Annotated in this window: 16 protein-coding genes; 11 read left to right on the top strand and 5 right to left on the bottom strand. The window is 34.2% G+C overall.

What is annotated here, in order from left to right; translation table 11 throughout:
- Nucleotides 1-25 precede the first annotated feature (25 nt).
- The 6 genes from purH (at nucleotide 26) to rodA (ending at nucleotide 7,239) form a co-directional block, all read left to right on the top strand.
- A complete protein-coding gene (gene purH / locus BIW12_RS04260) occupies nucleotides 26-1,552 on the top strand; it encodes a bifunctional phosphoribosylaminoimidazolecarboxamide formyltransferase/IMP cyclohydrolase (protein ID WP_071183961.1) in 1,527 nt (508 codons plus the stop codon).
- Nucleotides 1,553-1,606: 54 nt separating this feature from the next.
- Nucleotides 1,607-2,635 carry a rod shape-determining protein gene (locus BIW12_RS04265; protein ID WP_071183962.1) on the top strand — a complete coding sequence of 343 codons (1,029 nt, stop codon included), beginning with the start codon at nucleotides 1,607-1,609 and terminating at the stop codon, nucleotides 2,633-2,635.
- 92 nt (nucleotides 2,636-2,727) lie between these two features.
- Complete coding sequence (gene mreC / locus BIW12_RS04270; RefSeq protein ID WP_071183963.1) at nucleotides 2,728-3,555, top strand: rod shape-determining protein MreC; 828 nt, start codon at nucleotides 2,728-2,730, stop codon at nucleotides 3,553-3,555.
- A complete protein-coding gene (locus BIW12_RS04275; RefSeq protein ID WP_071183964.1) occupies nucleotides 3,548-4,054 on the top strand; it encodes a rod shape-determining protein MreD in 507 nt (168 codons plus the stop codon). Before mreC ends, BIW12_RS04275 begins: the two co-directional genes overlap by 8 nt.
- The gene (mrdA, locus tag BIW12_RS04280) at nucleotides 4,051-5,988 is read left to right on the top strand and encodes a penicillin-binding protein 2 (protein ID WP_071183965.1); all 1,938 of its coding nucleotides are present in this window, start codon (nucleotides 4,051-4,053) and stop codon (nucleotides 5,986-5,988) included. Before BIW12_RS04275 ends, mrdA begins: the two co-directional genes overlap by 4 nt.
- A 15-nt stretch (nucleotides 5,989-6,003) precedes the next feature.
- Nucleotides 6,004-7,239: a rod shape-determining protein RodA gene (rodA, locus tag BIW12_RS04285; protein WP_071183966.1), complete on the top strand. Its 1,236-nt coding sequence runs from the start codon at nucleotides 6,004-6,006 to the stop codon at nucleotides 7,237-7,239.
- Between the two features lie 11 nt (nucleotides 7,240-7,250).
- Here rodA and BIW12_RS04290 read toward each other — a convergent pair whose 3' ends face one another.
- Together BIW12_RS04290 and BIW12_RS04295 are read right to left on the bottom strand one after the other, a co-directional pair.
- Nucleotides 7,251-8,033 carry a DNA/RNA non-specific endonuclease gene (locus tag BIW12_RS04290; RefSeq protein WP_071183967.1) on the bottom strand — a complete coding sequence of 261 codons (783 nt, stop codon included), beginning with the start codon at nucleotides 8,031-8,033 and terminating at the stop codon, nucleotides 7,251-7,253.
- A 75-nt stretch (nucleotides 8,034-8,108) separates the two neighbouring features.
- Nucleotides 8,109-10,382, bottom strand: coding sequence for a carboxy terminal-processing peptidase (locus BIW12_RS04295; RefSeq protein WP_071183968.1), 2,274 nt, complete (start codon nucleotides 10,380-10,382; stop codon nucleotides 8,109-8,111).
- A 196-nt stretch (nucleotides 10,383-10,578) separates the two neighbouring features.
- Here BIW12_RS04295 and surE point away from each other — a divergent pair, with 196 nt between their 5' ends.
- The 4 genes from surE to BIW12_RS04315 all read left to right on the top strand — a co-directional run bounded on the left by surE (nucleotide 10,579) and on the right by BIW12_RS04315 (nucleotide 15,103).
- Complete coding sequence (gene surE, locus BIW12_RS04300) at nucleotides 10,579-11,358, top strand: 5'/3'-nucleotidase SurE (RefSeq protein WP_071183969.1); 780 nt, start codon at nucleotides 10,579-10,581, stop codon at nucleotides 11,356-11,358.
- A 79-nt stretch (nucleotides 11,359-11,437) separates the two neighbouring features.
- A complete protein-coding gene (gene lpxB, locus BIW12_RS04305) occupies nucleotides 11,438-12,553 on the top strand; it encodes a lipid-A-disaccharide synthase (protein ID WP_071186121.1) in 1,116 nt (371 codons plus the stop codon).
- The gene (locus tag BIW12_RS04310) at nucleotides 12,546-13,040 is read left to right on the top strand and encodes a C40 family peptidase (RefSeq protein ID WP_071183970.1); all 495 of its coding nucleotides are present in this window, start codon (nucleotides 12,546-12,548) and stop codon (nucleotides 13,038-13,040) included. Before lpxB ends, BIW12_RS04310 begins: the two co-directional genes overlap by 8 nt.
- Before the next feature lie 38 nt (nucleotides 13,041-13,078).
- On the top strand, nucleotides 13,079-15,103 hold the full coding sequence (locus tag BIW12_RS04315; protein WP_071183971.1) for a ComEC/Rec2 family competence protein: 2,025 nt from the start codon (nucleotides 13,079-13,081) through the stop codon (nucleotides 15,101-15,103).
- A gap of 9 nt (nucleotides 15,104-15,112) precedes the next feature.
- On the opposite strand, the gene BIW12_RS04320 is transcribed toward BIW12_RS04315, so the two are convergent.
- From BIW12_RS04320 to BIW12_RS04330, 3 genes are all read right to left on the bottom strand, one after another.
- Nucleotides 15,113-15,574, bottom strand: a complete 462-nt coding sequence (locus tag BIW12_RS04320; protein WP_071183972.1) for a thioredoxin family protein — start codon at nucleotides 15,572-15,574, stop codon at nucleotides 15,113-15,115.
- A 43-nt stretch (nucleotides 15,575-15,617) separates the two neighbouring features.
- Nucleotides 15,618-17,375 (bottom strand): peptide MFS transporter, encoded by a 1,758-nt coding sequence (locus BIW12_RS04325; RefSeq protein WP_071183973.1) that lies wholly within the window; start codon nucleotides 17,373-17,375, stop codon nucleotides 15,618-15,620.
- Nucleotides 17,376-17,474: 99 nt separating this feature from the next.
- Entirely contained in the window at nucleotides 17,475-19,643 is a 2,169-nt protein-coding gene (locus BIW12_RS04330; protein WP_071183974.1) for a S9 family peptidase, read from the bottom strand.
- A 180-nt stretch (nucleotides 19,644-19,823) separates the two neighbouring features.
- Here BIW12_RS04330 and BIW12_RS04335 point away from each other — a divergent pair, with 180 nt between their 5' ends.
- Nucleotides 19,824-21,143: a hydroxymethylglutaryl-CoA reductase, degradative gene (locus BIW12_RS04335; RefSeq protein ID WP_071183975.1), complete on the top strand. Its 1,320-nt coding sequence runs from the start codon at nucleotides 19,824-19,826 to the stop codon at nucleotides 21,141-21,143.
- The last annotated feature ends 21 nt before the right edge of the window (nucleotides 21,144-21,164 follow it).

The raw sequence follows: 21,164 nt of genomic DNA on the forward strand, positions 1-21,164 counted from the left end.
TTGCACTTTATAATTAAAACTATACATGAGCACATCTAAAACAATTCAGTCTGCATTAATTTCGGTTTTTTCGAAAGAAGGTCTTGAGCCTATTGTTAAATTATTACACAGTCAAAATGTTACTCTTTATTCAACAGGAGGAACTGAAGACTTTATAAAAAATTTAGGCATTCCTGTAGTTGCTGTTGAAGACATTACTGCTTTTCCTGAAATTTTAGGTGGACGTGTAAAAACGCTACATCCAAAAATTTTTGGAGGAATTTTGAACCGTCAAGACAATGAGAGTGATGTTCAACAAATGAAGGAATTCAATATCCCTCAGATTGACTTAGTAATTGTAGATTTATATCCATTCGAAAAAACGGTAGCTTCTGGAGCTAGCGAACAAGATATTATTGAAAAAATTGACATTGGCGGAATTTCTTTGATTCGTGCCGCTGCTAAAAACTTCAAAGATACCGTTATCGTTCCATCTATGAACGAATATGCTTTGTTCTTAGATATGATTACTAAACAAAACGGAGCAACAACTCTTGAAGACAGAAAATTATTAGCTACTAAAGCATTCCATGTATCTTCTCATTACGACGGAGCTATTTTTAGCTACTTCAATACTGACGAAACTATCTACAAAGCAAGTATTGCTAATGGCCAGGTATTGCGCTACGGAGAAAATCCACACCAAAAAGGATTCTTCTTTGGAGATTTTGACGCAATGTTCAAAAAATTACACGGAAAAGAATTATCATACAACAATTTATTAGATGTTGATGCTGCAGTAAATTTAATTAACGAATTCAAAACTGACGGCCCTACATTTGCTATATTAAAACACAACAATGCTTGCGGATTAGCTTCAAGAAAAACCATTAGCGAAGCTTACTTAGCCGCTTTAGCTTGCGATCCTACATCAGCTTTTGGAGGTGTTTTAATTTCGAATACTACAATTGACGTAGCAACAGCTACAGAAATCAACCAATTATTCTGTGAAGTAGTAATTGCTCCAGCTTATGATGCTGAGGCTGTAACTATTTTACAGGAAAAGAAAAACAGAATTATTTTAGTTCAAAATGATGTTGAATTACCACAAAAACAAGTTCGTACTTGTCTTAACGGATTGTTAATTCAAGACAGAAACAACATCACAGACAATAAAAAAGATTTAACTACCGTTACCATTACAAGTCCAACGGAGCAAGAAATTGAAGATTTAATTTTTGCTTCTAAAATTTGTAAAAACACCAAATCAAACACAATTGTTTTTGCTAAAAACGGAACTTTAATCTCATCAGGAACAGGTCAGACTTCAAGAGTAGATGCATTACAACAAGCTGTTGAAAAAGCAAAACACTTTGGATTTGACTTAACAGGAGCTTCGATGGCAAGTGATGCTTTCTTCCCTTTTCCTGACTGTGTTGCCCTTGCTAAAGAAGCAGGAATTACAGCTGTAATCCAACCAGGAGGATCGATTAAAGACCAATTAAGCATTGACTATTGCAATGAAAATAATTTGGCAATGGTATTTACCGGAACACGTCATTTCAAACATTAATTTGACTAACTTTGTACGCTCCTAATTTTTAACTTATAAACCCTTAAAAAACTTATGGGATTTTTTGATTTCATGACCGAGGATATTGCGATAGACCTTGGTACCGCAAACACACTAATCATTCACAATGACAAGGTAGTTATTGATAGCCCGTCAATTGTTGCCCGTGATAGAATTTCCGGCAAAATCATTGCAGTTGGTAAAGAAGCCAACTTAATGCAAGGTAAAACACATGAAAACATTAAAACGATAAGACCTTTGAAGGACGGTGTAATCGCTGATTTTGATGCTTCTGAAAAGATGATTAGTATGTTTATCAAAAGCATACCTGCATTGAAAAAAAGAATGTTTACTCCGGCTTTAAGAATGGTGGTTTGTATTCCATCCGGAATTACTGAAGTAGAAATGAGAGCCGTAAAAGAGTCTTGTGAGCGTGTAAACGGAAAAGAAGTTTATTTAATTCACGAACCAATGGCAGCAGCAATCGGTATCGGTATTGACATTATGCAACCAAAGGGAAACATGATTGTGGATATTGGAGGTGGTACAACTGAAATTGCTGTAATTGCTCTAGGTGGAATTGTATGCGACAAATCGGTTAAAATTGCCGGTGACGTTTTCACAAATGATATTGTTTATTATATGCGTACCCAACACAACTTATTTGTTGGAGAAAGTACAGCTGAAAAAATAAAAATACAAATTGGTGCTTCTATCGAAGATTTAGAAACTCCTCCCGAAGACATGTCTGTTCAAGGTAGAGATTTGCTAACCGGAAAACCAAAACAAGTAGATGTTTCTTATAGAGAAATTGCCAAAGCTTTAGATAAATCAATCCAACGAATTGAAGATGCCGTAATGGAAACCCTGTCTCAAACTCCCCCTGAATTAGCTGCCGACATCTACAACACAGGAATTTACCTTGCAGGTGGAGGTTCTATGCTTAGAGGATTAGACAAACGTATTTCTCAAAAAACAGATTTACCGGTTTACATTGCTGAAGACCCATTAAGAGCCGTAGTTAGAGGAACAGGAATGGCCTTGAAAAATATTGGAAAATTCAAAAGTATTTTAATAAAATAAAAGTGCTAAAGTGCTGTAGCCTATAAGTTATAGCACTTTACAAATTGAAATACATTATTCGCATATCCTGAAATTAATAATCAAACTAGAGAATGCAGCAAATATTTAATTTTATATTCAAAAACAGTAATAGAATACTGTTTTTGCTGTTATTAAGCATTTCGTTTTTACTTACGATACAGTCTCATTCTTACCATAAAAGCAGAATTATTAGTTCGGCTAATTTTTTCACAGGAGGTGTTTATGAAGAAATCAACAACATTACCGAATACTTAAATCTGAAAACTGAAAATGAGGCACTGGCACTTGAAAACGCCAGACTTAAAAGCATCCTTTTCAATACTAAAGACACCACAACTATAAAAAAACCCGAAAACCTTAAGAATGTAGGGCCAAATGATATTATAGTTTCAAAAGTAATTCATAATACTTACAACTCTCACGAAAACTTCCTTACCTTAAATTCAGGAGCAAACGATGGCGTTAAAGCCGATATGGGGGTTATTAACAGCTTAGGAATTGTGGGTATTGTTGACCGAACATCGCCAAGATATGCTACTGTAGTGAGTATTTTAAATACAAAATCGCAGATTAATGCTAAAATCAAAAAATCCAATCATTTTGGTTCATTAACCTGGGATGGAAAAAACACTGGTTTTGTACAATTAATTGACGTTCCAAGATTAGCCTCAGTTAGAAAAGGAGACACTATTGTTACCGGAGGACAATCGGTAATTTTCCCAGAAAACATCAACATTGGAACAATTGACAAAGTTTATATACAGGAAGAAACTAATTATTACGTTTTAAACATAAAATTATTTAATGACATGACCAATTTAGGTCATGTGTATATCATCAAAAGCAGAGATAAAGAGGAAGTTACTAATTTAGAAAAAGGAAACAAAAAAGATGAATAGCAGTTTGTTAGTCAATATTTTAAGGTTTATTTTATTATTAGCCCTTCAAATTCTCATATTCAACAATATGACGTTTTTAGGTTTTATAATGCCACTACCTTATATCCTATTCATTATATTATATCCTGTAAACGCTAACAGATCAGCTTTAATACTTAGTAGTTTTGCACTTGGAATCATTATGGATTTATTTTCAAATTCAGGTGGAATTCATACAGCTGCTTGCTTAATTTTGGCTTATTACAGACCTTATTTATTTAAGTTTGCATTTGGGGTTAGTTACGAATACCAAACCATAAAATTAAACGAATCCTTAACTCCGGAACGATTTTCATTCATACTTTTAGCCGTGGTACTACACCATTTAACGCTATTTATATTAGAAGCCTTTCAGGTCAGTTTTATTTTAGATATTTTAATTCGATCCCTGCTCAGTACCATATTTACAATCATTAGTTGTATTATAATAATATATCTTATTAAGCCTAACAAACGATGAGAAAACTTCTGCTGCCTTCTATCATTATTGTCGCAGCATCTTTGCTACTAATTCGGATTTTTTATTTGCAGGTAATCAATGATACTTTCAAATTAAAATCAGAAAACAACGCTATTAAAATACAATACGAATATCCTGAACGAGGCTATATTTACGACCGAAACGGGAAACTTTTAGTTGCCAATCAGGCTTCTTATGATATCATGGTAATTCCAAGGGAAATTAAAAATATTGATACTTTGGAATTCTGCCAACTCTTAGATATTACCAAAGAAGATTTCATCAAAAAAATAGAAAAGGCTAAAGTTTACAGTCCTAGATTGCCTTCTGTTTTCCTACCTCAATTAAACAAAAGTGAATATGCCGCTTTTCAGGAAAAAATTAGAAAATTTGAAGGTTTTTATGTTCAAAAGCGATCACTTCGAGACTATGAAGTTGATTTTGGAGCCAATATATTTGGTTCTATAGTTCAGGTAAATGACCAAGTCATCAAAAAAAATCCATACTATAAAAGTGGTGACTTAATAGGAAAACAGGGAGTTGAAGAATACTACGAAGAAATTCTAAGAGGAATAAAAGGGGTTAAGTATTTTCAAAAAGACAAATACAATCGCCTAATTGGCTCTTATAAAAACGGAAAATACGATACCATAGCTGTACAAGGAGAAGACATCAACCTGACCATTGATGCCGAAATCCAACGTTATGGGGAACAACTGATGGTTAATAAAAGAGGTGGAATTGTAGCTATAGAACCTAAAACTGGTGAAATATTAGCATTGGTTACAGCTCCTTCTTACGACCCTTCAATTCTAGTGGGTCGTCAACGTTCTAAAAACTATACCCTTTTGTATCATGATTCTATTGCAAAACCATTATACGACAGAGGTCTATTGGCCGAATACCCACCCGGTTCGCCATTTAAAATTTTAACGGGACTCGTGGCACTTCAGGAAGGAGTTATTGACGAACAATTTACGGTTTTTTGCCGACATGGTTTTAGTTATGCCAGAGGACGTTTTATGAGATGTCACTGTCATGGAGGCGCATTACAACTGCATCGCGGAATCTACGAATCCTGTAATGCTTATTTCGGGACAGCTTATATGAAAACCATCAACAAATACGTAAAACCTTCTTATGCCGTTGATGTTTGGAGTAATCACGTTAAAAGTTTTGGACTAGGACAATTCATGGGCTATGACTTACCAACTGGAAGAAGAGGAAACATTCCTTCTTCTAAAACCTACAAACGTATTTATCCTAACGGAGGATGGAGAAGTACCGCTATCGTTTCTAATGCTATTGGACAAGGTGAAGTATTAATGACTCCTATTCAACTGGCCAATATGATGGCAACCGTTGCAAACCAGGGTTATTACTACACCCCTCATATCATTAAGAAAATTAAGGGCGAAAATATTGATCCTAAATTCAAGGTTAAGCACGAAACCACTATTAACAAAGAATATTACACTCCTATAATAAATGGATTATTCGATGTTTATAACTTAGGAACAGCCAGAGGACTTAGAGTAGATGGAATTGATATTTGCGGAAAAACAGGTACCGCAGAAAACTTTGCAAAAATAGACGGTAAAAGAGTCAAACTTGAAGACCACTCTATATTTGTGGCCTTTGCTCCAAAAGACAATCCAAAAATTGCCATTGCGGTTATGGTTGAAAACGGAGGATATGGAGCCACTATTGCAGGACCAATCGCGAGTTTGATGATTGAAAAATATTTGAGAAAAAAAATCACCCGAACTGATTTAGAAAAAAGAATTCTGGAAAGAAGTTTGAGAGACCGATATGCAATTTTAGGAGGAATGAAAGAAGCCAATGCTATTGAAAGTACCCCTAAAGATACAATCCAAAAATATAAGGAAGCAAAAACAAACACGGCAACTGATACAACCAAAAAAATTAATTAAGCCATTCATTTACTGATGAAAAATCAAAGTGTTAAGAAAAATATTGACTGGATATGCGTTATTATCTATAGTGCATTAGTAATTTTAGGATGGCTAAATATCTATTCTTCATCGCTGTCGTCTATTGAAGATACCTACCAAAAACAATTAATTTTTATCTCTTTAACCATTCCTTTGATTTTTATGATTCTTGCCGTAGATGGTAAATTCTACGAAAAATATGCAACTATCATTTTTGGGATTTCATTATTATCTTTAATGGGATTATTTGTCTTTGGAAAAACCATTGCTGGACAACGCTGTTGGTATGCCATAGGAAGTTTTACACTACAACCCTCTGAGTTTGCAAAAGCCGCAACTTCATTGGCTTTAGCCAAATATCTTAGTGATTCCCAAATTAATTTAAAAGACATTAACCGACAAGTACAAGCTTTAGCTATTGTATTTTTCCCTGTATTGCTTATTTTACCTCAACCTGACCCGGGAAGTGCACTTATCTATAGTATTTTCTTAATTGTTTTGTATCGTGAGGGCTTACCTGCATGGTATATCTGGACAGGCTTCATAGCTATCGTTTTATTTGTTTTCACCTTAATTTTCGAGCCACAATATGTCATCTTAATGGCTTTAATAACCATACTAATCGTTTATTGGAGATCACGATTAGCCGATAGAAACATTGTGGCAAGTAGTATTGTTTTTGTACTTATTTCCGGTTTTGTATTCTCAGTAAATTATGTTTTCGAAAATGTTTTTAAACAACACCACAGAGACCGTTTTAATATCTTACTTGGAAAAACAGTCGATTTAAAAGGAATTGGATACAATACCAACCAATCCGAAATTGCCATTGGATCAGGCGGTTTGTTTGGAAAAGGTTTTCTCGAAGGAACACAAACCAAAGGTGGTTTTGTACCCGAACAACACACTGATTACATCTTTACTACAGTAGGTGAAGAATGGGGTTTTATTGGTTCATTGGTAGTAGTTGGCTTATTTGCGACCTTATTTCTAAGAATCATTTATCTCGCCGAAAGACAAAAAACTAAATTCAGCAGAGTCTATGGTTACTGCTGCGCAGGGATTTTATTTATCCACTTTTTTGTAAATATCGCCATGGTGATTGGGATTTTTCCAACTATTGGAGTTCCGCTGCCTTTCTTTTCTTATGGAGGTTCCGGTTTATGGGGATTTACTATTTTACTTTTTATCTTCCTTAAAATGGATGCTAATAAGGTTAATGAATGGTAGGCTAAACAAATCTATTTGGCAAGCCATAGATTCAAATCAACATTTTTTTCCAAATTATTTTCTAACTCATCATCCAGTTTAGGAAAGAAATCTATACCTGTAACTGATTCCAGTTTGTCAATAGAAACCACATAATTGTATATTGATTGACTGCTTTTTTCATTGGGAACTAAAAAAGCAAGCACCTTATATTTCCCTTTTGAATTACACAACAAAATCTTGTAAAAATAGTTAGGAACAAATACCTTTTCTTTACCTATTGCTTTTAAATTCCCTTTCAAAACTCCTCCGGTAATAACAAAAAGACCATCATTCTTTACAGCCCAAAAACGTACTTTCTGTTCTAACCGGTTCCAAATTCCTGAATTAAAAGCATGATTTTGAGGACTAATATTGGATGTAAAAAAAGTATCATTATAGGCATTTATATCAAATTCCATATCGGCAGCAGGACACAAATGCCCTTTATCATAACCTGATTTTTTATAATTTCTCCAATCAGCTGATTGTGTTTTCACCTTAGGATCTTCAATAAAAAAAGGGCGTTTAAAATCGCTTTTCTTAATGTTATTTTTCTTTAATTCATAAGCAACCCATTCAGCTTGTTCTGCTTTTTCACTATACGATAATGTATAATATTGATGCTTTACAATTTGAGAAGTTGTTGATTTTGGCAAATAGAAATTCAAATCGCCGGATTTAGACAATGCTGTCTTTTGTTGAATACCATATTGCTGAGAAGTCCAAAATACACCAGCTAACAAAATGATTCCGTAAAAAAACCTAAAATTCATACCGCTTATTTTAAATAAAAAAGCTCTGAAAATCAAACTAATTTCCAGAGCAAATTCTTTTTTAATATTACTAAATTAATACGTTTTAGCTAATTTTTGCTTCTTCATAGTATTAGTAGTAGCAGGGGCTATAGATTTTTTCAAATTCACTTTCGTTTGCAAATCATCTAAAACATTTAATGCTTCTTCTACATAAATATCTTTAGCCAAACTTTCATGCCAACGATCTCTCTTTTCTTTTAAAATATTGTCTTTACCCATTTGTTCCGTTTCATAAGGCAAAGAAGTAAATTTTAAATTGTTTTTATAATCAGAAATAGGCTTGAATTTCTTCGCCTTTTCCTCGATAGCCGTTTGCGCTTTTCTGAATTTATCAATATTCAGACTGTATTCATTTTCGTCACTACGAGTATCAATCCATTTTGCATTTTCCTCAATTAACTTAAATTGTGGATTAGCTGCAATACGTTCTTTACTGTGCAAAATAGCTTTAGCAAAATTACTGTTGTTATTCCAAACAGTATAATCAGCGGCATCAATTTTATCCCAAGGCATAGCATTTTCAACATCGCGCTCACCCATTTTTAAATAAGAATAACGATCCGGCATTACAATATCACTACTTACACCTTCTAATTGTGTAGAACCTCCATTGATTCTGTAAAATTTTTGAGTAGTGGTTTTAAGCGCACCTAAATCACCTAACTCATTACTGCGCACAAACTGATTCAAATCAATCACATTTTGAACCGTTCCTTTTCCGTAAGTTTGCTTACTGCCTATAATAACGCCACGTTTGTAATCCTGAATAGCCGCTGCTAAAATCTCAGAAGCTGAAGCCGAGAAGCTATTCACCATAATTACCAATGGTCCATCCCACTCTATTTTTTTGTCTTTATCATACAAAACTTCTTTCTTTCTACCAGCCGATTTTATTTGAACAATTGGTCCTTGCTCAATAAATAATCCGGCAATATCAACAACGGTAGATAAAGAACCACCACCATCATCACGAACATCTAAAACAATACCATCAACCTTAGCTTCTTTTAATCGAGCTACTTCCTGAGCAATATCTTTTCCTGCATCTCTTCCGTCTTTATTTTCGAAATTGATATAGAATTTAGGCAAATAAATCACCCCATATTTCAATCCGTTTTTGTTAACGATACTTGATTTAGCATAGGTTTCTTCGATTTCAACAATATCTCTAATAATCGAAATCACCTTAATAGTTCCATCTACTTTTTTGATAGTCAAACGTACTTCGGTACCTTTTGGCCCTTTAATTTTCTTCACCACATCATCCAGACGCATCCCTACTACATCTACCGGCTGACCTTCGCCTTGCGCAACTTTCATCACAATATCACCTGCTTCTAATTGTTTTCCTCTCCAGGCTGGTCCTCCCGAAATCAATTCAGAAATTTCAGTGTATTCATTTTTCTTTTGCAAACGCGCACCAATACCTTCTAATGTTCCACTGATACTAACATCAAAACGTTCTTTTTCTTCCGGAGCAAAATAATTAGTATGCGGATCAAAACGAGCGGTAATAGAATTAATATAAACCGAAAACCAATCGTTACGGTCTAAATCTTTCATAAATCCAAAATATTCATCCAAAGATTTTGAAGTACTTTCTCTGGTTTCTTTTTCCAATTCTTCAAAAGATTTTGGTTTACTATCAGCTGGCAAAACTTCTTTTTTTACTTCCTGAACAACATCCTCCGGATTTTCCAAAGGGTTAGAAAGAATAGCCGCTTCTTCTTTAGAAAGCTTTCCTTTGTTTTCCTGCATTTTTAAACGATCGGTCAATGACGAAAGCGTAGTTAACTTTAACTGTTTTCTCCAACGTTCTTTTAATTCAGCATCCGTTTTAGCATAAGGTGCTTTCTCGTAATCCGTATTGAAACTCTCATCTATCGTATAATCGAAAGGATTCTTCAAGATTTCCTTGTAAAACCCCTGACTTTCCTTCATTCTTTGCATCAAACAATCGTAAGTTAATGTAAAAAAAGTTAAATCTTTATTCATCAATTCATCGTCAAGTTCTAATTCGTACTTAGAAAACTCTTCAATATCTGATTGTAAAAAGAACCTTTTTGATGGATCTAATGCCTGAATATAATCTTTATAAACTCCTTTAGAAAAAGTATCATCTATAGCCGATGGACTATAATGTCCTTTCTCAATAACAAAAGTCAGTAATTCTAAAAGTAATTTATCTTTATCAGGATTGGTTTCAGAAGCCGAATTTATTTTAAAAGCAAACAATGTTACTGATAAAAAAGCAACGACAAGAAGTATTTTATAATTTCTCTTCATAAGACTAATAATAGTATTCATCTAATTTTTTAAACTAAGTTACAGGAAAAACCAAGCCAACAATGATAAGGCTTCCATAATTTTTTGTTAAAGATATAAAATTGTTTTTTTCTTAATAACAATAATCATGCAACTAAATAAAATTTGTTTACTTTGTTGAAAAAAGTAGTATTTTATTCTTTTTTAAAGTCCAAAAAAATCAGCTAATCAACTTCCAATGAACAACAACAAACCCTTAATTCTAGTTACTAATGACGATGGTGTTTCGGCTCCCGGAATCAAAGCCTTAATTGAAGTGATGTCCGAAATTGGAGAAATTATAGTGGTAGCTCCGGACAAACCACAAAGCGGAATGGGACACGCCATCACCACTAATGAAACTTTATATCTCAATAAAATTTCAACCGAAAATGATGCTATTAGCATTTACAGTTGCTCAGGAACTCCTGCCGACTGTGTTAAAATTGCCACTAATGAAGTTCTGAAAAGAAAACCTGACTTATGCGTTTCGGGTGTGAATCACGGTTCGAATTCTTCGATAAACGTGATATATTCCGGAACGATGAGTGCGGCTATTGAAGCCGGAATCGAGGGAATTCCTGCCATTGGATTTTCACTTTTAGACTTTGACTGGAATGCTGATTTTGAAGCTATCAAACCTTTTATTCGAAAAATAACCGCCGAAACTTTAAAAAAGAAATTACCACAGGACGTGGTTTTAAATGTTAATTTTCCAAAATTAAAGCAAGAAGAAATCAGAGGAATTAAAATTTGCCGTCAGGCAAAAGCACTTTGGATGGAAAAATTTCATAAAAGAAAAACGCCTCAAGGTCGCGATTATTACTGGTTATCGGGCGAATTTGTAAACCAGGATCAAGGCGAAGATACAGACGAATGGGCATTAAATAACGGATATATTTCTATCGTTCCTGTGCAATTTGATTTGACTGCTTATCACGCCACACAGCAACTCAATACCTGGAATTGGAACGAATAATTTAAAAGAACAGCTTTATTTGATTCCTCAGGATGGAATAGTTAATTTTGATTTCCGTTTTAAAAAGAAACTGCATACAATGAAATACTACATTATAGCCGGAGAGGCATCAGGTGATTTACATGGTTCTAATTTGATGAAATCACTTTTGGAGCAAGATTCTAATGCTGAAATTCGTTTTTGGGGAGGCGATTTAATGCAGGCTGTAGGTGGAACTTTGGTCAAACATTACCGCGATTTGGCTTTCATGGGTTTTGTAGAAGTACTTTTTAATTTGAAAACCATTTTAAACAATATCAAAATCTGCAAAGAGGATATTAGTCAGTTTCAACCTGATGTGATTATTTTTATAGATTATCCCGGTTTTAATATGCGCATTGCCAAATGGGCTAAGGAAATTGGAATTAAAACACATTATTACATTTCGCCACAAATTTGGGCCTGGAAAGAAAGCCGAATCAAAGCTATCAAAAGAGATGTCGATAAAATGTATGTGATATTGCCTTTCGAGAAAAACTTTTACGAAGACAAACATCATTTTCCGGTAGAATTTGTGGGACATCCATTGATTGATGCTATTCAAAATCAAAAACCAATTGATGCAGCCGATTTTAAAACCGAAAATAATTTAGATGAAAAACCTATTATTGCCTTACTTCCGGGAAGCAGAAAACAGGAAATTACCAAAATGCTTTCGGTAATGCTTAGCGTGGTGGATGATTTTCCGGATTATCAGTTTGTAATTGCTGGAGCACCGAGTCAGGAATTTGCTTTTTACGAGACTTTTATCAGCAATAAAAACATTAAATTCATTTCTAACAAAACCTATGATTTATTAAAAATTGCTCACGCTGCCTTAGTCACTTCGGGAACTGCCACCTTAGAAACGGCACTTTTTAAAGTCCCGGAAGTAGTTTGCTACAAAGGGAATTCCATTTCGTACCAAATTGCAAAACGCATTATTACTTTAAAATACATCTCATTAGTTAATTTAATTATGGATAAAGAAGTGGTAACCGAATTAATTCAGGACGATTGCAATACTAAAAACATCAAAAAAGAGTTAACTAAAATACTGGATCCGGAATACCGCAAGAATTTGTTAGCTCAATACGATGCTTTAGAACAAAAACTGGGCGGAAATGGTGCCAGTAAAAAAACAGCTCAATTAATTATTGCCGATTTGAATGCGTGAAACAACTCTTTTAAAACCGTACTTTTTTCTAATCCTGATTGCAATTTTTTTTACTTCTTGTAAATCGACATCAGGAACAACCAGTAAATCATCTGCTAATCTGGCTCAAAAAATAATCAATACAGCATCCGAAAATTTGGGTGTGCCTTATAAATATGCCGGAACAACAAAATCCGGTTTTGATTGTTCGGGATTGGTTTTTTCGACCTTTAATCAATACGATATCAAACTGCCTCGAAGTTCAGCCGAGCAATCTAAAGTGGGAATTGATTTAGGAAAAAATATTTCGAAAGCACAAAAAGGGGATTTAATCTTTTTTAAAACCAATAATCGAAACCAAATCAACCATGTGGGTATTGTAACCAATGCCAAAGACGACGAACTGGAATTTATTCATTCCTCTACTTCCAGAGGTGTTATAATTTCCTCAACCAAAGAATCTTACTACGACAAAACTTTTGCCCAACTGAATAGAATTTTGCCATAAAAAAACACAATACAATAGAAAATTCGTACTTTAGAGTAATGAAAGTATTCGAATTTCCTTTGGCAAAAATCACACTAGCTTTCCTGCTGGGAATTCTGATTGCATTCTATTTTCCTCTAAATCCGAAATGGATTTTCGGACTTCTTGTTGTATTCCTACTCTTGCTATCTGTTTTGTTTTCTCGAACAAAAACCAACCAAAGCACAAAGAATTATTTCTCTATCCTTAGCTACTTTATTTCCCTTTTAATCGGAATGAGCAGTTTGATTGTACAAACGGATTCTTTCCGGGAGAACAACTACAGTAATCACAACACTGTTTTTGAAAAAGAGCATAGCATTACGCTCATTCTGAGAGAAAAATTAAAAAATACAAAATACAACCAACGTTACATTGCATTAGTTCAAAAAATCGACAATAAAAATTACAGCGGAAGAATTTTATTAAACATTCCAAAAAATCTATCGACTACATTTGAAATTGGGACAATACTCAATATCAAAGGGCATTTACAACAAAACAAAAAGCCCGACAACCCTAATCAATTTGACTACGGCAACTATCTCAATAACAAACAAATTTATGCCCAACTCTATGCGATTCCGTCAAATATCAAAGTGAGTACTGAAGTCAAAAAAGACATTTGGTTTTATGTTGCTCAACTCAATTCGCGAATTAGCCATAATTTAGAAGAATCGCATTTTGACAAAACTGCTTTAGCCGTCGCTTCTGCATTGATTTTAGGTCAAAGGCAAGACATTGCTCCCGAAATTATTCAGGATTATCAATATGCAGGAGCGGTACATATTTTATCGGTTTCGGGTTTACATGTGGGGTTTATTTTTCTGTTAATCAAATTCCTGTTAAGCCCAATTCCTAATACCCGAAAAGGGTCTTTTATAAAATTAACAACAACTTTACTAAGCTTATTTCTCTTTGCGTTAATTGCTGGTTTGTCTCCTTCCATTATACGTTCGGTTGTTATGTTTTCCTTTGTTGCCATTGGATTACACCTTCGAAGAAGCGTGAATATCTATCACACTTTGTTAGTATCCATGTTGCTAATATTGCTTTTTCAGGCTTATTTTTTATTTGATGTTGGTTTTCAACTCAGTTATTTGGCTGTGTTTTTCATAGTTTGGTTTCAGCCCATTCTATCCAAAATTTGGCAACCCAAAAACAGAATATTAAAATACAGCTGGGATATTATCACGGTTTCATTTGCGGCACAAATAGGCACTTTACCATTAAGTTTGTATTATTTCCATCAATTCCCCGGATTGTTTTTTATTACTAATTTGGCAGTGATTCCACTGGTTAGTATCATTATGTTTTGGGGTGTTGTCGTCATGTCTTTTGCTGCAATAGGACTTACCGCATTTTGGCTGACAAAACCTTTGGAATGGAGTATTATTTTACTCAACAAAATCATCAATACTATTGCTTCTTTCGAACAATTCATCATCAAAGACATTCCCTTTAACTTTGTATTACTTACAACTTCTTATCTTTTCATTTTAGCAATAATCATTTGGCTAAAAAAACCGGATTTTAACAAACTTGTATTTGTTTTATGTGCAATTATCGGCTTGCAATCAGCCTATTTATTCAATCAATGGAAGATTCAAAATCAGGAAGAATGGATTGTTTTTAATCAAAAAAAGAAAACACTAATTGTACAACGTCAAGGAAATGACGTTCATCTATATTCGAATAATAGCGCTTCCGCAAAAAACAAAATGCTACACTCTTACTTACTTGGTAATTTTAGCCAGATAAAAAAACAAAAAGCACTAAGTCACCTGACTTATTTTAAGGGAAATAAAATCTTGCTTTTGGACAGCATGGGTATTTTTCCAAAAAACATCAAACCGGATATTGTATTACTTACTCAATCCCCTAAAATTAACTTAGACCGAATGCTTTTATCCTTAAAACCTAAAATAGTTATTGCTGATGGTTCTAATTACAAAAGCTTTTTAAAACAATGGGAAGCGAGTTGTGAAAAACAAAAAATCCCTTTTCACGCTACTGCCGAAAAGGGATTCTTCCAATTAAACTAAGTTGTATTTTTATTTCTGATTCAAAATTCCGTTAGCTACTTCCAGCCAGGCCACCGGACCACCAGCTACATAACCTGTTTTTCCTAAACCGCCAAAACTTGGTTTCCCATCTTTAAACTGAGGTGTAGCAAACCAAACCGTTGGATATCCTTGTACTCCGAAAGCATTTTGTAATCCGTAGTTTTGCTGTTTGAGCTCTTGTGTTTGTGGTACAGATCTAGGATAATCTAATTCTACTAATATTACTTTTTCTTTTGCCCATTTAGTAAACTCCGCGGTTTTCAGTACTTCTTTTTGCAAACGAATACACCAACCGCACCAGTCGCTTCCTGTAAAAAACAACAACAAAGGTTTTTTTTCTTTAATTCCAATTGCCATAGCTTCTTTAACATCAGTATGCCATTTGAGCTCCTGAGCTTGCATTGAAACCAGACCTAAACAGAAAATGGCAATTAAATATATTTTTCTCATTTTTATTTTTTATCGAATTCACAACAAATATAATACCTAAATTTTATTTCACACCGTGCATTAACTTTTTCATAAGAGGATTTAATGCTATCACTATTATTCCTGCAACAGCAGGCACTATAGTAAATATTAAAAAGAAAGTTGACAACGAATAAGTATTAGTAATATTCTCGATTTGTCCTCCCAAAACTGCTGCCAATTTACTACCTATTGCAATGGCCAAATACCACATACCAAACATAAAAGCAACCATACGGGCAGGAACTAATTTAGAAACATACGACAATCCTACAGGAGATAAAAACAATTCCCCAATAGTATGAAATAAATAAGCCAACACCAACCAAATCATCGATACTTTTACACCCGTACTTATCCCATAAGATCCATAAGCCAACAATCCAAATCCAATAGCCATAATAATTAATCCCAAACCATACTTAGCCGAAGCTGGTGGATTGTACTTACTATCCCAAAGTTTAGAAACGGTAGATGCCAAAGCAATAATAAAAAAGGAATTCAAAATCGAGAACCAACTCGGGTCAATCTCAGAAGCTTCTTTGCTAAATTCATTATTCAGCATCCAAATCGAAATACCCCAAACCATTAAAAAAGTAATCGCTAATACAATGTTAGATATGGTTATCTTTTTCCAGGTTTGCTTAGCCAATAAAAATAGAACCACCGAAATAATAATTAACGGAACTACAGTTAACAAAGTATTGATGGAATTAAAAACCGTCAAAGAAGTTCCTTCTAAACTTCTATCCACATTGTCTCTTGCAAAAAGCACTAAAGAAGATGCTGCCTGTTCAAAAGACATCCAGAAAAAGATAGTAAAGAATGCAAAAACAATCACGGCAATCATTCGGTCTCTAACAACTGTGGTATAGCGCAACAAACGCGAGATAACTAAATATAAAAACAATAATAAGCCAACAAGAATTACAAAAATAGAACCATCAAGTCCATTCACTGTAAAAGGAAACAAATTGATTCCACCAATTTTAGAAAGCGGATCATTAAAAGCATACAACAAACCAATTACAGTAGAAAATACTATTAAAGCATAATCTATAGTTGTAAAAGGATTTGGTTTGTCTTCAGGATCATTCAAAAGTCTTGATTTCGCCACAGCTGCTTCTCTTTTTTCTTTCGAAGGAACATCACCAATACCTCCAAATAATGGCTTTGCCATCCAAAACTGTAAAGTTCCTAAAAGCATAAAAACACCTGCTAAACCAAATCCCCAGCGCCAACCTAAATTAGAAGCCAAATAACCACAAAGCATCATTCCAAAAAAAGCTCCAGCATTGACTCCCATATAAAAAATAGTATAAGCACCATCTTTTTTCTCTGGAAAAGCTTTATACATTTCGGATAATATCGAAGTCATATTGGGTTTAAAAAAACCGGTTCCAATTACTAACAATCCCAAACCTAAATACAACATAAAAGGAGTATCCAGAAACATAGCAACATGTCCTAAAGTCATGATAATAGAACCCACAACAACAGCCCAACTGTAACCAATGTACCTATCAGCTATAATTCCTCCAAAAATAGGAGTGATATATAAAAGCAAAGCGTAAGTTCCATACAAAGCTCCTGCGTTTTCGGCATTCCATCCCCAACCCGGATTTACTCCTGAAACAGAAGCTGTCAAAAACAAAATCAACAATACCCGCATTCCGTAGAATGAAAACCGTTCCCACATTTCAGTAAAAAACAATACAAATAATCCCGCAGGATGTCCTAAAACGGTGCTTTTAAAAAAATTATCTTGAGTATCCTGATTCATAAATGAGATGTTAGTGGGTTGGTATTTCTAATGGTAATTTTGGGGAATTAAAAATTCTAATCCAAATATACTTCTAAAATTCTAACTTCTTTATTTGAATTATAGATTTTCCTTTATAAAATTAGTCATCTTATTAAACAATTGAATTCGGGTCATTCCACCGTAAATCCCGTGATTGCAATCGGGATAAATTTGGGAATCAAATTGTTTATTGGACTTAATCAAGGCATTCATCATTTCCATCGAATTTTGAACGTGCACATTATCATCGGCACTACCATGAATCAAAAGGTATTTTCCCTTTAAGCGATTTGCAAAATTAATTGGCGAATTATCATCATAACCACTAGCATTTTCCTGTGGAGTGTGCATATATCTTTCGGTATAAACCGAATCATAAAAGCGCCAATTGGTAACCGGAGCTACGGCAATTGCCATTTTAAAAATGTCATTTCCTTTCAAAATACAATTTGAAGCCATAAATCCGCCATAAGACCAACCAAAAATTCCAATTCTGGATTTGTCAACATAAGGATAATTCCCAATAACTTTTGCCGCATCAATCTGATCTTCCACTTCGTATTTCCCTAGTTGTAATTGCGTTACTTTCTTAAATTCGGCACCTTTATAACCGGTTCCTCTACCGTCCACACAAACGATGATGTAACCCTCTTGCGAAAGCATTAAACACCAATAATCATCCAGAGAATTCCATTTATTAGCCACTTGTTGTGAACCCGGCCCGGAATATTGCGTCATAAAAACAGGATACTTTCTAGAAGCGTCAAAATCTTTCGGCTTGATAATCCAGGCATTCAATTCGTTGCCTTTCTCTGTTTTTAGAACAAAAAACTCTTTGGTTGGTAAATTAAATCCTTTTAAAGAATTGGATAAAGCAGCATTATTTTCAATCACTTTTAATTCTTTTGCTGATTTTACTTCGTTTAAAGTGTAAGTTGTGGGCTGGCTCGCACTGGAAAAAGTCCGAATATAGTAATCAAAATTTGGACTGAAAGTCGCTTCATTAGTTCCTAATTGATTAGACAATGCCACTTTGTTATTGCCTTTCAATCCTATTTTATAAACACCTCGGTTAATAGAACCATTTTCGGTTGATTGATAAAAAACAGTATTGTTTTTTTCGTCCAAACCATAAAAAGCAGTCACTTCCCAATTCCCTTTGGTTACTTGATTTTTTAATTTCCCCGTTTTATCATAATAGTAAATATGATTGAATCCATCTTTTTCACTAGTCCAGATAAAACTGTTGTCTTTTAGAAAAGTAAGGTTATTAGTTATGCCAACATAAGCTTTGTCTTTTTCATTCAAAACCACTTTTTTAGCAGCTGAATTTCCATCAATAAAAAGTAAGTCTAAATTATCCTGATGACGATTTAAAATCTGAGCTGACAACACATTGGCATCATTAGTCCATTGCATTCGGGCAATATAAAAATCGGAATAATTGCTCAAATCCACCGTTTTGAAATCTTTCGAAACTACATCAAAAATATGCAAAGACACTTCCGAATTTTTCTCCCCTGCTTTTGGATATTTAAAAGTCTGATTAACAGGATACAATTGTTGACCAAAAATATTCATTGAAAATTCAGGCACTTGTGATTCGTCAAATCGAATGTAAGCTATCTTTTTGCTGTCAGCAGACCAATCAAAAGCGCGTACAAATTCAAATTCTTCCTCATAAACCCAATCACAAATTCCGTTAATAATGACATTTTTCTTCCCATCAGTCGTAATCTGGCTTGTTGTTTTTGATGCTATATCATATACATATAAATTATTTTCTCGGACAAAAGCAATCTTCGCTCCATCAGGTGAAAAAGTAGCTTCCTGAATTTGGAAGTCGAATAATAGTGTCAATTCTTTTTTCGAAATATCATACAAATAATAATCAGCAGTTGAGGAACGACGGTAAATAGGGGAAGAATTGCAAGCCAATAAAAGCATTTTTTCATTCGAGTCAAAAGTATAACTGTCAATCGTTGGCATGTCTTTATGATCTTTAGTATCGATAATGGTGGCTGTTTTTTGCAAAGTAGCAAAATCAAACAAATCAATATGTGTGGACTGTGCCGCCTGATTGTAATTCAAAACCGCATATTGATTGGTTTTTTTTAACGAATGCAACTCATCCATATCCTGAGTTCGAAACATTCCGCGATAAATAGATTCAACTGTTATTTTTTGTTGTCCAGAAACACTCAGTGTCAACAAAAACAAAACCAAAGGCAGCAACTTATAATTCATAATTCAAAGACTAAATTAAACACATTCAATGTTAATAAAAAAATCACAATTATCTCACATTTAATTCATCTAAATGCAGTTGGTAAATTAACAATATATCTTATTATTGACACTAAATTAATGGCAAATAAAAAGCTGAAAACGTATCTTTGCGCCTCATTACACTATAATCCACTGAAAATGAACAAAGCCGTAGCAGGATTCTCTAAATTATCGAAAGAAGAAAAAATAAACTGGATAGCCTCAGCCTATTTTTCAAATCCGGAAAATGCCATCCAATTATTAAAAAAATACTGGAACAGCGACGAAAAACTCCAAAAACTACACGATGAATTTATAGAAAACACTATTAGTAATTTCTATATTCCACTGGGTGTTGCTCCTAATTTCCTTATCAACGGAAAATACCATACAATTCCAATGGCTATCGAAGAAAGCTCTGTTGTTGCTGCTGCTTCTAAATCGGCTAAATTTTGGGCAAGTAGAGGCGGTTTTAGAACTACGGTAATCAATACCGAAAAAATCGGTCAGGTACATTTTATGTACAAAGGAGATGTTTCTAAACTGGAATTATTTTTTGTTCAAACCAAAGCTAAATTTTTCTCAGAAACAGAACATTTGACCAAAAATATGCAACAACGTGGCGGTGGAATTCTAAACATTACACTGGAAGACAAAACCGCTTTATTGTCCAATTATTTCCAACTTCATGCTACTTTTGAAACTAAAGACAGCATGGGAGCTAATTTTATCAACTCCTGCTTAGAGCAGTTTGCCAATATCTTAAAATCAGAAGCTCAGGCATACGAAATCTTTACCGAGGAAGAGAAAAATATCGAAGTAGTGATGAGTATTCTTTCGAACTATGTTCCAAATTGTATCGTGAGAGCCGAAGTTTCTTGTCCAATAGAAGACTTAGCCGAAAAACACATCGATAATCCACAAGCTTTTGCAGAACGTTTTGTTCAGGCAGTTCAAATTGCCGAAGTCGAACCTTTTCGCGCTGTAACACACAACAAAGGCATCATGAACGGAATTGACGCCGTAATCCTTGCCACCGGAAATGACTTTAGAGCCGTAGAAGCCGGAGTTCATGCTTATGCAGCTAAAAATGGTCAATACAGCAGTTTATCACACGCTAAAATAGAAAACGGAATTTTTAGTTTTTGGCTAGAAGTTCCATTAGCTTTAGGAACTGTAGGAGGATTAACGAGTTTGCATCCTTTGGTTAAACTTTCATTGGAAATGCTCGAAAATCCATCTGCCGGAGAATTAATGGAAATTGTTGCTGTTGCAGGATTGGCTCAAAATTTTGCTGCATTACGTTCGTTAACTACAACAGGAATTCAGGATGGACATATGAAAATGCATCTGAATAATATTTTGAACCAATTTGAAGCCACCGCCGAAGAACGTCATTTGGTACAAAAACACTTTAAAAATCATGTGGTATCGCACAGCGGAGTCGTCAATTTTATTGAAAGTATCAGAAAACAATAGCACAGCGATTTTAATTCAATT

The organism is Flavobacterium commune (genome assembly GCF_001857965.1).
GTDB classification, from domain to species: domain Bacteria; phylum Bacteroidota; class Bacteroidia; order Flavobacteriales; family Flavobacteriaceae; genus Flavobacterium; species Flavobacterium commune.

Excerpts from the sequence above, each read along its gene's own strand:
- purH (WP_071183961.1), top strand. The coding sequence starts at position 26 with ATGAGCACATCTAAAACAATTCAGTCTGCATTAATTTCGGTTTTTTCG.
- BIW12_RS04265 (WP_071183962.1), top strand. The coding sequence starts at position 1,607 with ATGGGATTTTTTGATTTCATGACCGAGGATATTGCGATAGACCTTGGT.
- mreC (WP_071183963.1), top strand. The coding sequence starts at position 2,728 with ATGCAGCAAATATTTAATTTTATATTCAAAAACAGTAATAGAATACTG.
- BIW12_RS04275 (WP_071183964.1), top strand. The coding sequence starts at position 3,548 with ATGAATAGCAGTTTGTTAGTCAATATTTTAAGGTTTATTTTATTATTA.
- mrdA (WP_071183965.1), top strand. The coding sequence starts at position 4,051 with ATGAGAAAACTTCTGCTGCCTTCTATCATTATTGTCGCAGCATCTTTG.
- rodA (WP_071183966.1), top strand. The coding sequence starts at position 6,004 with ATGAAAAATCAAAGTGTTAAGAAAAATATTGACTGGATATGCGTTATT.
- BIW12_RS04290 (WP_071183967.1), bottom strand. The coding sequence starts at position 8,033 with ATGAATTTTAGGTTTTTTTACGGAATCATTTTGTTAGCTGGTGTATTT.
- BIW12_RS04295 (WP_071183968.1), bottom strand. The coding sequence starts at position 10,382 with ATGAATACTATTATTAGTCTTATGAAGAGAAATTATAAAATACTTCTT.
- surE (WP_071183969.1), top strand. The coding sequence starts at position 10,579 with ATGAACAACAACAAACCCTTAATTCTAGTTACTAATGACGATGGTGTT.
- lpxB (WP_071186121.1), top strand. The coding sequence starts at position 11,438 with ATGAAATACTACATTATAGCCGGAGAGGCATCAGGTGATTTACATGGT.
- BIW12_RS04310 (WP_071183970.1), top strand. The coding sequence starts at position 12,546 with ATGCGTGAAACAACTCTTTTAAAACCGTACTTTTTTCTAATCCTGATT.
- BIW12_RS04315 (WP_071183971.1), top strand. The coding sequence starts at position 13,079 with ATGAAAGTATTCGAATTTCCTTTGGCAAAAATCACACTAGCTTTCCTG.
- BIW12_RS04320 (WP_071183972.1), bottom strand. The coding sequence starts at position 15,574 with ATGAGAAAAATATATTTAATTGCCATTTTCTGTTTAGGTCTGGTTTCA.
- BIW12_RS04325 (WP_071183973.1), bottom strand. The coding sequence starts at position 17,375 with ATGAATCAGGATACTCAAGATAATTTTTTTAAAAGCACCGTTTTAGGA.
- BIW12_RS04330 (WP_071183974.1), bottom strand. The coding sequence starts at position 19,643 with ATGAATTATAAGTTGCTGCCTTTGGTTTTGTTTTTGTTGACACTGAGT.
- BIW12_RS04335 (WP_071183975.1), top strand. The coding sequence starts at position 19,824 with ATGAACAAAGCCGTAGCAGGATTCTCTAAATTATCGAAAGAAGAAAAA.